The organism is Halomonas sp. C22 (assembly GCF_007655045.1).
GTDB lineage: Bacteria > Pseudomonadota > Gammaproteobacteria > Pseudomonadales > Halomonadaceae > Vreelandella > Vreelandella hamiltonii.
In genome coordinates this window covers 268,269-281,841 of sequence record NZ_VBVC01000003.1, presented here as the reverse complement: position 1 = coordinate 281,841, position 13,573 = coordinate 268,269, and the positions used below count along the sequence as shown (strand labels likewise).

General features: G+C 57.7%; 12 protein-coding genes. 2 read left to right on the top strand and 10 right to left on the bottom strand.

The window, feature by feature from the left end; translation table 11 throughout:
* Positions 1–92 precede the first annotated feature (92 nt).
* From FEU76_RS07985 to FEU76_RS07960, 6 genes are all read right to left on the bottom strand, one after another.
* Positions 93–1,700: a gamma-glutamyltransferase family protein gene (locus FEU76_RS07985; protein ID WP_096922436.1), complete on the bottom strand. Its 1,608-nt coding sequence runs from the start codon at positions 1,698–1,700 to the stop codon at positions 93–95.
* Positions 1,701–1,758: 58 nt separating this feature from the next.
* Positions 1,759–3,267, bottom strand: coding sequence for a tripartite tricarboxylate transporter permease (locus FEU76_RS07980; protein WP_096922437.1), 1,509 nt, complete (start codon positions 3,265–3,267; stop codon positions 1,759–1,761).
* Between the two features lie 15 nt (positions 3,268–3,282).
* Positions 3,283–3,753, bottom strand: coding sequence for a tripartite tricarboxylate transporter TctB family protein (locus tag FEU76_RS07975; RefSeq protein ID WP_096922438.1), 471 nt, complete (start codon positions 3,751–3,753; stop codon positions 3,283–3,285).
* A gap of 104 nt (positions 3,754–3,857) precedes the next feature.
* A complete protein-coding gene (locus FEU76_RS07970; protein WP_260851373.1) occupies positions 3,858–4,838 on the bottom strand; it encodes a Bug family tripartite tricarboxylate transporter substrate binding protein in 981 nt (326 codons plus the stop codon).
* Positions 4,839–4,952: 114 nt separating this feature from the next.
* The gene (locus tag FEU76_RS07965; RefSeq protein ID WP_039176834.1) at positions 4,953–5,483 is read right to left on the bottom strand and encodes a chromate transporter; all 531 of its coding nucleotides are present in this window, start codon (positions 5,481–5,483) and stop codon (positions 4,953–4,955) included.
* Positions 5,480–6,037 (bottom strand): chromate transporter, encoded by a 558-nt coding sequence (locus FEU76_RS07960; RefSeq protein ID WP_016914715.1) that lies wholly within the window; start codon positions 6,035–6,037, stop codon positions 5,480–5,482. Before FEU76_RS07960 ends, FEU76_RS07965 begins: the two co-directional genes overlap by 4 nt.
* Before the next feature lie 215 nt (positions 6,038–6,252).
* Here FEU76_RS07960 and FEU76_RS07955 point away from each other — a divergent pair, with 215 nt between their 5' ends.
* Both FEU76_RS07955 and FEU76_RS07950 read left to right on the top strand, forming a co-directional pair.
* Positions 6,253–6,921, top strand: a complete 669-nt coding sequence (locus FEU76_RS07955; protein ID WP_039176828.1) for a GntR family transcriptional regulator — start codon at positions 6,253–6,255, stop codon at positions 6,919–6,921.
* A 61-nt stretch (positions 6,922–6,982) separates the two neighbouring features.
* On the top strand, positions 6,983–7,570 hold the full coding sequence (locus FEU76_RS07950; protein WP_144981930.1) for a DUF1415 domain-containing protein: 588 nt from the start codon (positions 6,983–6,985) through the stop codon (positions 7,568–7,570).
* On the opposite strand, the gene FEU76_RS07945 is transcribed toward FEU76_RS07950, so the two are convergent.
* The 4 genes from FEU76_RS07945 to FEU76_RS07930 form a co-directional block, all read right to left on the bottom strand.
* Positions 7,548–9,203: a sensor domain-containing diguanylate cyclase gene (locus FEU76_RS07945; protein WP_144981927.1), complete on the bottom strand. Its 1,656-nt coding sequence runs from the start codon at positions 9,201–9,203 to the stop codon at positions 7,548–7,550. The genes FEU76_RS07950 and FEU76_RS07945 overlap by 23 nt on opposite strands.
* Before the next feature lie 158 nt (positions 9,204–9,361).
* The gene (locus FEU76_RS07940) at positions 9,362–11,035 is read right to left on the bottom strand and encodes a methyl-accepting chemotaxis protein (protein ID WP_144981924.1); all 1,674 of its coding nucleotides are present in this window, start codon (positions 11,033–11,035) and stop codon (positions 9,362–9,364) included.
* Positions 11,036–11,286: 251 nt separating this feature from the next.
* Positions 11,287–12,948, bottom strand: a complete 1,662-nt coding sequence (locus tag FEU76_RS07935) for a methyl-accepting chemotaxis protein (RefSeq protein WP_260851372.1) — start codon at positions 12,946–12,948, stop codon at positions 11,287–11,289.
* Positions 12,949–13,139: 191 nt separating this feature from the next.
* Positions 13,140–13,573: methyl-accepting chemotaxis protein (locus tag FEU76_RS07930; RefSeq protein WP_260851371.1), on the bottom strand; the 434-nt coding region annotated here is incomplete at its 5' end.

Genomic DNA, 13,573 nt, shown 5'->3' with positions numbered 1-13,573 from the left:
AACATCGGTGCCCATGATGCGTTGATTTGCCTGCAAGAGCCAGCCCGCCCTGGGAAGGGCGGGTGGGCAAGCAGCGCCAACGCGGAAATGCGTTAGAGCGGCAGCACGGCGCCGTCGGTACGAGGCTCTGTGCCCCCCTGAAGCACCCCGGTGCCTGGGTTGCGCAGGATGATCTGGCCACGGCCAAAGCTGAGTGAGTCAGCGACCTTGACGATGTGGTGCCCTCGTCGTGCCAGCGCCAGGGCCAGGTGGTTGGGGAAGTCGGCTTCGACTTCGACGGTCTTGCCGGAGGTCCATTTCCAGCGCGGCATATCCAGCGCTGCCTGCGGGTTCAAGTGGTCTTCCAGCATGGCCGTGACAACCTGAACATGGCCCTGAGGCTGCATGTAGCCACCCATCACGCCAAACGGTCCTACCGCCTGATCACCCTTGGTGATGAACCCGGGAATGATGGTGTGATAGGTGCGTTTGCCCGGCGCCAGTGCATTGGCATGCTCGGGGTCCAGCGAGAAGGACCAGCCGCGGTTCTGCAGGCTGATCCCCGTACCCGGCACGACGATGCCAGACCCGAAGCCTTTGAAGTTGCTCTGGATGAACGACACCATGTTGCCTTCGCCATCGGCTGTTGCCAGGTAGACGGTGCCGCCTTGCAGCGGGTTGCCATGCTGAGGGTCCAGGGCTTGCTCGTTGATGAGAGCTGCACGAGCCTTCAAGTAGCCATCGTCGAGCATCTGTGCGACCGATGGCTGCATGGCTTCACCTTCGGTGATGTGCTTGAAGCCATCTACATAAGCCAGTTTGGTGGCCTCGATGCGACGGTGCAGGGTTTCCACAGGATCATGGGCAGCCGCGCCCAGGTGCTCCAGCATGCCGAGGGCCTGGAGCACGATCAAGCCGCTGCCATTGGGTGGAATCTCCCAGATATCATGCCCTTGGTAGCGGACGCTGATCGGGTCTACCCACTCGGGCTGGTAAGCCGCCAGGTCCTCCTTGCGCAGCAGGCCCCCGTGCTCCCGCGAGAAGGCATCGATGGCATCGGCCAATTCGCCTTCGTAAAATGCTTTGGCATGGGTGTTGGCAATGGCGGTAAGGCTTCTGGCGTGGTCTGGAGACGCCCATAGCTCGCCAGGACGAGGTGCCCGCCCTTTGGGAGCGAAGGTGTCAAACCACGGTTTGAAGGCGGCATCGGGGTAAACGGCGTAGGTGTTGAAGGCCTCTTGCCACATCTGATGAATGATGGGGGTGACCGCAAAGCCCTCTTCTGCCAAGGCGATGGCAGGGGCGATCAGGTCGGCAAAAGGCAGTTTGCCAAAGCGTTCCGAGAGCACCGCCCAGGCGGCCGGCGTACCGGGCACCGTGACCGGTAGCAAGCCATGGTTGGGCATGACATCGTGGCCCAGCGCTTTCAGGGCATCGATGGTGGCCGCCTGAGGGGCGGGGCCACTGGCATTCAGGCCGTGCAACTTGCCATCGACCCACACGATGGCAAAGGCATCACCACCGATGCCGTTAGAGGTCGGCTCCACCACGGTGAGCGCTGCTGCCGTTGCAATGGCAGCATCGATGGCATTGCCACCCTGCTGCAAGATGGTGGCCCCGACCTGGGCAGCCAGGGGCTGAGACGTGGCGACCATGCCACGTTTGCCATAGGTGGTCATGCGGCGCGAGGCGCTTGGGTAGAAAAGAGCATCGTTATGCATTGTTGGTTTCCTGTGCAGTGAACAAGGGTTATCGAGATCAGAGTCAGTGAGATCAGAGTCAATGAGATGCAGGTGCCTGTTTCAGACGTTTGGTCTTGCGGTCCTGGTAGAGCGAAAACACCACCGATGCGACGGCTAGCGCAAGAAACAGCGCCGACAGTGGGCGTGTCAAAAACGTCAGCCAGTTAGGGTCGAGTTCCAGCGCTCTGAACAGCTGTCGTTCCAGGTTGTTGCCCAGCACGACACCGAGGATCAATGGCGTCAGCGGCACCTCGGCCTTCCATAGCAGATAGCCAATTACGCCAAAGATGAACAGCACCCAGATATCGAACAGATTGTTATTGAGGGCATAAGCGCCAATGGCGCATAGCATCAGTACGACGGGCACCAAAATTTGCTGGGGAATCAGTGAAATCTTGGCGAACCAGCGCACCAGCAGCAGGTTGCACAGCACCATGACGACGGCGCTGATCAACAGCCCCGCGTAAATGGCGCCGACCAATACCGGGTTCTGTTCGAACATCATGGGGCCGGGCGTTATGCCATGCAAAATGAGCACGCCCATCATGATGGCCATGGGCAGGTCGCCTGGAATGCCTAACGCCAGGGTAGGCACGAAAGCGCCTCCAGCGACGGCGCTGTTGGAGGCTTCGGACGCGACAATTCCGCTAGGCGTGCCGGTGCCGAAGGTTTCGGGTTGGCGGGAAAATTTCTTGGCCTGATCATAGCTGACGAAGTTTGCCACGGTGCCACCGGTTCCCGGCAGCGCGCCAATCAGACTGCCGATCAGTGACGAGCGCAGGGTGTTCAGTTTCTGGCCCGCCATGTCACGCATGATCTGACCATAGGGGATGGCGACGTTGGTATCGACGCTTTTCCCGCTGCTGCCAGAGTCACGCATTTTTTCGATATTGCCGAGCAACTGAGAAAAGGCAAAGATGCCAATCATCACCGGCAGCATTTCAAAGCCAGACCCCAGGGCGGGTATGCCGAAGTCAAAACGCAGATTGCTGTTGCGGTCATAGCCCACGGTCGTGATCAAGAGCCCGATGGCCGCGGCCAGCAAGCCTTTCAATAGCGCGCCGTTGGAGAGCCCTGCCACCAGCGTCAGGGCGAACACGATAAGTGCCGTGATCTCCCAGGGGCGGAAATTCATGCTGAAGCTGGCAATCAAGGGGCCAAAGAACACCAGTACGGCAACACTGATCAAGGTGCCCAGAAACGAGGCCATGACCCCGATGCCCAGCGCCCGCCCAGGCTCCCCCTTCTGAGCCATGGGGTAGCCATCGTAAACCGTGGTAATGGAGGAGGGCGTACCGGGGATGCCCAGCATGACGCCCGAGACGATGCCGCCTGAGTAACCTCCCACGAAGACGCCCACCATCAATGACACCCCGCTGACCGGGTCCATGGCGAACGTGAAGGGAAAGACCACCAGGATGGCCATGGTAACTGTAAAGCCGGGAATGCTTCCCCCGACGATACCAAACAGAACGCCAAGTACGATGAGCCCCAATACGGAAGGGCTGCTGACCTCGGCGAGTGCCTGAAGAAAAAAGTGACTCATGTGAACGCCTCGCCGTTAGGGGAGCCAGACCTTGAGGCCATAGCGGAAAATGATATAGACCAGCGGTACCAGCGTGCCGCTGATACCCAGATTGATCAGCCACTTGCGTCGCGAGTCCATACCTAGCAGCAGCGCCAGCGAGGCCACCATGAACCCCATCGTGGCAACGATGTACCCGAGTACGGGAAGCAGGGCGGCATACAGCCCGAAGATCCCAAAAAGTGCCAGTACCGATTTCCGCCGGTTGAACCATTGAGAGACCGCTGCCGACCATGAAGGGGGCGGCGTGGCAGGGGAAAAGAAGGTGCGCACCAGAAGCACCAGTGACAGCAGGGCAATGGTGACCAGCAATATGCGCGGAAAGAGCGCTGAGCCATAGGGCTGCCAACTGGTGGGGGGCCTGATGGAACTCGATTCCACCCACATGACAGCCACGATCAAGAGCAGCGCCAGCGCCAGTGCGCGGTCTTTGGTAAGCGTTAGCATTAGCGATGCCTCCACAGGCCCCTGGGGTGCTTGCCGCAGGGGCCAATGACAGAGTGAGACCTATAAAGCGTCAGTACGTGATGAAGCAGCTCTCTGCGAGTCGATCAGTTCTGAAAATCGATGTTTTCAGCTGCCGCAGATAGCGCTGCCTCGTTCTCCGTCAAAAACGCTTGATAGTCGTCGCCTGCCAGGAAGCGAACCACAGACCCGAATTCATTCTCGATACGGCTCTGCACTTGTTCGTTTTCCAGCGCTTGGCCGTACGCGGCAGCCACCGTGTCGAGGATTTCCTGAGGAGTGCCTTTGGGCGCAAAAATGCCGCGGCTGGTGGAGTGGTCCATCTCGATGCCCTGTTCTCGCAGGGTGGCTACGTCAGGCAAGCTGTCCAGCCGCTCGGGGTGAGCGATGCCTAGCGGCACAAAGGTGCCGTCCTGGTAGAAGGCGCCCCCGGACGGAAGATTGAACATGGCGAAGTCGATCTCCTGGGCCATCAGCGCAGAAACCTGCTCGCCGGTATCCGGGTAACCCACCAGGCGGATATCGGCCATATCGATTCCGGCCTCCTGGAAAAATTGTGCCCAGAAGAAGTGGTCCGTCGAACTGGGGATCATGCTGAAGCGCACCTGGCCTGGATTCTCACGCACGTATTCGGCGATGTCGGCAGCGCTTTCCACCGGGTGCCCGGCATAGGTCGTGGGAATGTTGATAGTTTGCGTCAGCAGAGCGATCGGCTCGAAGGCATCGTAAGAGTAGTCGACCGTTCCAGCCAGCTTGGAAAGTGCAATGGTGTCATGGCTACCCAGCAGGGTATAGCCGTTAGGCGTGGCATCCTTGACGTTACGCGAACCCAGTGTCGCGCCTGCGCCAGCCATGTTCATGGGTACGATGGATGTGCCAAGGTGCTGTTCGGCCTCCTGGGAAATCAACCGGAAGATGATGTCTGTGGCGCCGCCAGGACCATAGGGAATGACCAGCCGGATGTCCTGCTCCGGATAGTCGGCGAAGGCATTGGAAGTGAACGCCATGCTGGCGCTGAGGCCAATGGCTGCCAGGGTAGTGCTGAGAGCAAGTGTCGAACGCGTCATGTGATACACCTTTTTTTGATTGAGTTGGTGTGGTGGGCCACTGCCTTTCAGCAGTGACAGGGTGAGCGCGTGGTCCCATTTCGGGTTCTTGTTGTATGCAGTGAAACGTCAAGATCAGCCCAGAAAGAGCCCTCCATAAACCAGTGCGCCGATGACAACGAAAGCGGGGTGGGTGTTGAATCGCACAAGCGCGATGGCCGCGACGATGCCGATGATCAGGGTGTGGACGATGCCGCTGCTGGCGGTGCTTTCCAGCAGGAAACTGAGCGTGAGCCACGCCATCATGATGGCAATGACCGGGCGTACCCACTGGCTCATGCGCTTGACCCTGGGCGATTCACGGTGGCGGTAGAGCAGCCCCAGTGCTCCGATCATCAGCAGCAGGGAAGGAACCACCGTCGCGGCAACGGCAACGGCGGCGCCTCCCAGGCCAGCGACTTCATAGCCGATATAGCCCGCCATCTTGGTGGCGATAGGGCTGGGAAGCGCGTTCCCCAGGGCCAGGGTTTCGGCAAACCCCTGTGAACTCATCCAGCCATAGCGGCCAACCACTTCTGCCTCGATGAGCGGGATGATGGCTGGCCCGCCACCGTAACCCACGATGTTGGGAATAAAGAATGCCAGAAACAGCTCCCAGTAGATCATGCGGCCTCCTTCGAGCGCGCTTGACGGTTTGGCCGCAGCAGCGCTGCCAGCAGAATGGCGCCGATGACGAAGCCTGGGTGAACGCCAAGCCAGTAGATGACGCCGCCCGCGACGACGGCCATGACAATACTGACCAGCCAGCCCAGCGCGGCGCGTGATTTATCGAAGAAATCCCAGGTGAGCTGGCCCATCATGACCATCACCACCGGGATCACGGCCTGCCCCATGCCCTGTATCCAGCCAATGTCGCGATAGCGACTGAAAGCACCCAGCATCACGACCATGGCGATCAGCATGGGCAACACCACTGCCAGCACGGAGAGCACGCACCCACTGATGCCCGCCACGCGGTAGCCAATGTAGCCTGGCATCTTGGTGGCAATGGGCCCCGGCAGGGTATTGCCAATCGCCAGCACATCGGCAAACTCCTCGTCGGTGAGCCACTGATGGCGTGTCACGACTTCTGCATGCACCAGCGGTATCATGGAGGGGCCACCGCCAAAGCCAAAAATGCCCACCCTGAAAAAAGCCCAGAAGAGCGCGGTTTGTTTCATGTGTCGAACGCCTGTGTAAACGTCTTCGAGGACGGCGTGGCAACGGCCGAAGCGGGGTCGAATGGCATGCGGATGACTCTTTGATCGTTTGTAGGTTAAAAAATCGATTATCTTGTCTAAAATAGAATATAGGTGAGCCTGTCGAGGGGCGTCAACACTTGGTCTCATCATCTCCGCCAACCGATGCAGAGAAAAACCTGCCTGAGGACTCGGTAATGAACAAACATATTCAGCTCTCCGCAGAGAAAGTGCCTGGCTCCATTTACGACGTTTTGCGCCGTGATTTGGTCGCGGGGCGTTTTGCGGCAGGGGAGAAGCTGGCCATCAATGCGCTCAAGGAGCAGTATCAGGTGGGGCTGAGCCCACTACGTGAAGCCTTGAACAAGCTGGCAGCCTATGGCTTGCTGATTCAGGAGAATCAGCGTGGTTTCAGAGTACCCAAGCTATCCCGAGAAGAGCTGGACGACATTGCTCGGATGCGCACCGAGCTCGAAGGCATGGCGCTGGAGCGTGCCATTGCCCACGGAGATGCGGTATGGGAAGCCGATCTACTGGCGGCGGCACACCGCCTCAAACGCGCCGATCTCACGCTGGAAAACGTCGAAGAGTGGGAGCGGCTGCACACCCAGTTTCATCGTACGCTGGTGGCGCCCTGCGGTTCGGTGTGGCTGCTGCGCTTCATCGAGCAGTTGCACGACCAGTTCGATCGCTACCGTCGGCTAGGCCCGAAAATGCCCACCATCCGTCAGGAACTGGACGATCAGCACCATCAGCTGGTAGAGCTTGCCCTGAAACGTGATGCGGTTGCTGCGCGGGCATTAATGGACGACCATATCCACAAATCCTACGAAGTCGCGCTGGCGCGATACCACCAGCATGCTTGATGGTAGGGTTCCAAAAGAGTGTTAGGGATCGTTTTTAAGAATCATTTTTAGGAATAGTTTTATGGATACCGCTTCCTCTGCTTCGCATCACGCTGACGATGCCTTGGTCGTTGCCCAGACGCTCACTTGGGTGGCCAACTTCATCGTCGGGCACAATATCTGCCCCTTTGCCAAGCGTGAATTGGAGCGCGAGGCGGTGCGTGTGGAAGTCGTGCGCTCCAAAAAGGTGGATATTGCGCTGGAGGAGCTGGTCGCCGAGTTCGAGTGGCTGGATACTCACCCAGAGACAGAAACCAGCCTGCTGGTGTTTCCCACGCTGTTCAAAAGCTTTGACCACTACCTGGACTTCGTGGAACTGGCGGAACAGCTATTGGAACAGCTGGGCTATGAGGGCGTGTATCAACTGGCGACGTTCCACCCCGATTACTGCTTCGCCGATGCCGACCCCGACGAGGCTGCCAACTACTCCAACCGTTCGCCGCACCCGATGATCCACGTATTACGCGAAGCCAGCGTGGAAAAAGCCATCGAGTTCTACGGCGATACGGCGGCCATTCCGGAACGCAACATCACTTACCTCACCGAGATGGGCCAAGATGCGCTGGAGCAGCAGTGGAAGCGCTGTTTTACTGGTCAGGTCGATAAATGACCAGGCGATGTTTGCCCTGATGCTTGGCCTGATACAGCGCGTTGTCGGCATGGCGTATGATCTGTTGCATGTCCATGCCATGTTCGGGCCACACCGCAGCGCCCAGGCTGCAACCGACTTGGGCGGTCATGTTGCCGGGCAATTCGATAGGCAGTGCGATTTGAGTGAGTAAGCGCTCGCTTACTTCCTCGGCCAGAGAGTGACTGTTTTCTGGCGTGCTCTTGATGACCATGAGGAACTCATCGCCGCCCAGCCTGGCGACCACATCACCACTGCGCAGGGTGGTCTTCAAGCGCTGAGTGATTTCGATCAGCAATAGATCACCCGCATGATGCCCCAGTGTATCGTTGACGTTCTTGAAGCCATCCAGGTCGAACATCAGCATGATCAGGTTCTGCTGTTGGCGTTGGGCCTCCGGCTGGGCATGCTGCAAGTACTGATTCAGAAAGGCGCGATTGGGCAAGCCGGTCAATGGGTCGGTATTCACCAGGTCCGCCAGTTGATTGATGGTCTGGCGCTGGTCCTGCAGGCGCTCGACCATTTTGCGGATCGAGGTGGAGAGGCGCTCCAGCTCAGGTGAGCCCGTTTCGATCTCGATGGCACAGCGGCTTTGGGCGGTTTGAATATGATCGGCTGAACGGGCCAGGCGCGTTAACGGGGCCACTAAGCGTGCTGCAAAAATCCAGCCGATAATCGAGAACATCAGCGCCATCAGTAAACCGGTGCCTAAAATGAGCTCCTGTACCCGCGCCACAGGGGCAAAGGCCGTGTCCACCGGCTGACGGCTAATGGCGATCCAACCCAAGCCAGGAAAGGCACCAAAGGCTTGGCTTGGTGCCATGCCGGTCATGTAATCTTCACCATCGGGCCAGGTTTCAATGTCCCAAGTAGCACTGGACATCGTGCCACTTGCCGAGGCAAACGTGAGCGTTTCGCCCAGCAGGTCAGGGGGCCCCAGAATCACAGAACCCTCTTCAGAAAGCAGTAGTAGCTCCGTTTGCTGCTCACGCAGGGCGGGGGTGAACATTGAGGCTTTTACCTGTGCCGCCCAGTCCCAGCTGAGGTGGACGGCCAGCACGCCTACCAACTGGTCTTGCCCATTGAGCAGCGGTGCCGCGATATCCACGAACTTGATCGGCTCGCCGCTGGGGTTGGGCAGCAGTTGGGCCAGCAGGACAGCCTCATGTACGTCGCCAATCCAGAGGGCTTGTCGGCCTTCCATGAACACCGGTCGAGCCGCGATGGACTGGCCTTCGAGTATGCCCCCTGTGGCGGCGACAACGATTCCTTCCGCGTCGGTCACGCCAATCCATGAGGTCACCTCGTAGTTGCGCTGTAGCTGTTCGAGTTGGAGGCGTGTCAACGGGGCATCGGGATTCCCCATGGCGTCACGAATGCCCAGGAGCAACTGCACCTCCTTGATGCGAGCATCCATGCTGCGGCTCAACTTATCTGCCATTTGATACGCCGTGTTGGCACTGGCGTCACCAATCTGACGTTCCAGATGAAACGCGGCTTCGCGAGAGGCGACCCAGCTCAGCAACAGCGTGATGGTAAAGATGAGCGCCGTAATCAAGCCGATGATGCGTGTGCGAAGCGGCAGGCGGCGTAACGAAGTATAGGGTGTCGGCATGGGGAGGCCAGGGAGGCAGTCAGCAGCGGAAAAGGGCTACCCTATCGCAATTTTAATTTTTGTACGATAGAGCAGGGCAATGACGCAGGCCAGCTTGGCCTGCGTCATGGGGTTATCGATAGCGTGATGCCGCTAGAACGCCCTGGACGAGGCGGCGATCAAAACTCTTCCCATTCCGGCTCGGCGTGGGAAGTGGGGCGCTTGGATGATTGGGCGCTCGTGGCGGCTTGGCGTAGCCGCGGAGCCGGGCGAGACGTCGGGAGCGTGTGGCTGGCGCGTTGCGTTGAATGATGCAGCCGGAAAGCTGCCACCAGTTCTGCCAGTCGAGAGGCTTCATCTTGCAGCGACGCCGAGGCCGTGCTGGTCTCTTCCACCAGCGAGACGTTCTCTTGGGTGGCGGAGTCCATCTCGGCGATGGCGGTGCTGATCTGGCTGATGCCTGACTCTTGCTCTTTGGCCGCCAACGCCAGCTCTTGCATCATATCGTTGACCCGCACGATGGCCTGGTTGATCTCCTCCATGCTTTCGCCATTTTTCAGCGTTTGATCGGCGCCATCGGCAATGCGCGAAGAGATATCCTCGATCATGGTGCGAATTTCTTTCGAGGAGTTCGACGTCTTGGTGGCCAGCGAGCGTACTTCGCTGGCCACGACCGCAAAGCCGCGCCCGTGCTCGCCGGCTCGGGCGGCTTCTACCGAGGCATTCAATGCCAGGATGTTGGTCTGGAAAGCAATGGAGTCGATGACCTGAATGATTTCATTGACCTTTTGCGAGCTGCTTTCCAGGTCACGCATGAGCAGGCTGGTCTGCTCGGACTCCTGCTTGCCATTCGCGGCTTTTTTCGAGGCGTCTTGGGTCAAGCGTTCTGCCTGCGAAGCGGTATCGGCGTTCTGGCGCACGATGGACGAAATTTCATCCATGCTGGCGGCGGTCTGCTGAAGGGCAGCGGCCTGCTGTTCGGTGCGTGAGGCAAGATCCTGGCTGCCTCCGGCGATTTGGCGCGAACTGGCCGCAACGGCGCTGCTGCTTTGGGCCAGGGTGCCCACCATGGTTTGCAGCTTGGCCTGCATGTCATGCATGGCGCTGTACAGGCGACCAATCTCGTTATTGCCCCGCAATTCGATATCGCTGGTCAAATCGCCCTGGGCGATGTTTTCACACAGCTGAACGGCCCGCTGCAAGGGGCGTACGATCATTCGATTGATCCCGATCTGTACGCCAATGAACAGGGCAATGGCCAGGAAAATCAAGGCGCCGCTGAAGATCAAGGTTAAATGATGCAAGCGCTCAGCCTGGGCAATTTCTTCGGCAGCCAGCGCCTGCGCACGGCTATTGAACGCACGGATCGAGTCGGTCAAGGTATCGAATTCGGCATTGAAGCGCTCGCGATGTTGCGCCAAGCCGGTAAAGTTGGCCGCAGCCATATCATTGCGAAAGGCATCATTGATCATGCGCGGGTAATAATCGACAATGGCAGCAATCAGCGGTGCCCGAATGGCCGTGGGAGGCACTTCAATGGCAGTAAATTCGCTGAACCGCGTATCCGCGCGCTCCAATGCGGCACGGGCAAGTTCAAGGGCTTCTTGCGCTTGGCCAGTGGCACCCTCATCCATATAAGCGGTGTAGCGAGCCAGGCGCAGGCGCATCTCCATCAGGTTGACTTCTGTTCGGTTAATCGCGGCAACTTGTTGTGCTGCCACCTCGTCCAGTTCGCGCAGGCTTTCCATCACACTGAGTTTGGAAAGAATGCCCGTCGTGGCAATGGCCAGTAGAGCGATCAGCAACAGGGCAAGCACCGCTGCCAGGGAGTGTTTGACAGAGATATTTCGCATGGTGGTCTTCTCAGGTGCGATAGGGGGATCGAGTCAGGGCAGGCAGGGGAGGCCCGCTTTCTCATTATCGGCACATTTGGACGCTTTATGAGAGTGGGTGTGACATTTTTTTACTTTTATAAGATGTTGATTTTTAATATAAAAATTATTTTGTAATAATTTTGTTGAATAGTTTGAGAAAGTTGTATCGTTTTTGAATAAAAAAGGGCCCGTCATGTACGGGCCCTTGGTTTTCTAAGCTCGACAATAGGTTAAAACGCTTCCCATTCCGGGGTGGCCGAGCGGTGGGCGGGAGAGGCCAACGCAGGTGTCGGGGCTGCTTGAAACGCTCGCTTTATCGCTGGCGGGAGCCTGGTGCTGGCCTGATGATGACTGGCGCGTTCGAGTTTGAACTCGCCTACCAGTTCGGCCAAGCGTGAGGCTTCATCCTGCAAGGATACTGAAGCCGTGCTGGTCTCTTCTACCAGTGAGACGTTTTCCTGAGTCGTTGAATCCATCTGCGAGACGGCAGTGCTGATTTGGCTGATGCCTGCTTCCTGCTCCTTTGCCGAGAGCGCCAGCTCTTGCATCATGTCGGTGACGCGCAGAATCGCCTGATTGATCTCCTCCATGCTCTCGCCGTTTTGCTGGGCCTGGTTGGCGCCTTCCGCGATACGCTGGGAGATATCCTCGATCATGGTGCGAATTTCTTTCGAGGAGCTGGAGGTTTTGGTGGCCAGCGAGCGCACCTCGCTGGCCACGACGGCAAAGCCTCGCCCATGCTCGCCTGCGCGGGCCGCTTCCACGGAGGCATTCAGGGCCAGAATATTGGTCTGGAAGGCAATGGAGTCGATCACCTGAATGATCTCGTTGACCCGCTTGGAGCTCTCTTCCAGGCCGTGCATCAACTGGCTGGTCTGCTGCGACTTTTGCTGACCCGTTTCAGCCTTTTGGGAGGCATCCTGCGTCAGCAGCTCAGCCTGGCTGGCGGTATCGGCATTCTGGCGCACGATGGAGGAGATCTCGTCCATGCTGGCGGCGGTTTGCTGGAGTGCTGCCGCCTGCTGCTCTGTGCGCGACGCCAGGTCCTGACTGCCGCTGGCGATTTGCTGAGAGCTGCTGGCCACGGCTGCGCTGCTTTGGGAAAGGGTGCCTACCATGGCTTGCAGCTGGCTCTGCATGTTTTGCAATGCTCGATAGAGCTGGCCAATTTCGTTATTACCGCGAGACTCGATGGTATTGGTCAGGTCGCCTTTGGCGATACTTTCACAGACAGTACCCGCCCGCTTTAGGGGGCCAACGACCAGTTTATTGATGCCTATCTGTACCGAAATGTAAATCCCGATAGCCAGTGCGATAAGAATACAGCTCAGCACGGTAATGAACAGGCTGAAGCGCTCCGTATCGGCAATCACGTCGTTCGATACTCCCTGAGCCAAGTCGTTGAAAAGGCGAACGGTTTCAGTGATGGCATCGAACTGTTGATTGATGCGCTCTCGGTGCTCCATGAGCGCATTGACGTTGGCACTGCTCAAGTCGCTTCTGAAGTCACTATTGAGAACCTGATGAAACAAGCTCTCAAACGAATTCAACAGGGTGCTGCGTGGGTCGCCTTGAGGAATGTCGGTGCTCAGTAGTTGATTGAGCCGACTATCTGCCAACACCAACGCATTTTGCGCCAGACGCAATGATTCTTGAGCTGCCTGGTGTTCACCAGTACGTGAGTACTCACCAAAGCGCGCCAGACGGATACGTATTTCCATCAGGTTGACTTCGGTACGATTGATATAGGTGATTTGGTGAGCCGCTATTTCATTGACGTAGTTTAAATTTCGTACTGCACTTCTCTCACCAATAATGCCTGCGGCAGCAATGATTAACAACGCAATGAGTAACGCAGCCAAGGCCCCCGCCACTGCGAATTTGACGGACATGTTCTTGATCATTTCTTTTTCCTAAAGTAATTGCTTGGTCAGATTTGTATAGATTTATTTTAGTTATAGGGGGCGTGACTTTAGATTTTGTCGTATTGATAGTAAAGAGTTTTAGGATGGAAAGATTAAAATAAAAGGAGAGCCATGTTAGGCTCTCCTTAATTATTTAATTAAATATTATCATGTGACTGCTAGAATGCTTCCCATTCCGGTGTGGTCGAATGGCGGGGTAACGGTGCTTGTAAAGGCTTGAAGGTTTGTTGTACTGAAGGCGCGAGCTTGCCGACACTGGGACTTTCGCCCATTCGCTTGAGCTTGAATTCGCCGACCAATGCAGCGAGACGTGAGGCTTCGTCTTGCAATGAGGCGGAGGCAGTGCTGGTCTCTTCTACCAATGAGACGTTCTCCTGAGTGGCGGAATCCATCTGCGAGACGGCGGTGCTGATCTGGCTAATGCCGGCTTCCTGCTCCTTGGCCGAGAGGGCCAGCTCCTGCATCATGTCGGTGACGCGCAGAATCGCCTGGTTGATCTCCTCCATGCTTTCGCCACTTTCCTGGGCCTGGTTGGCCCCTTCCACGATACGCTGGGAGATGTCCTCGATCATGGTGCGAATTTCTTTCGAGG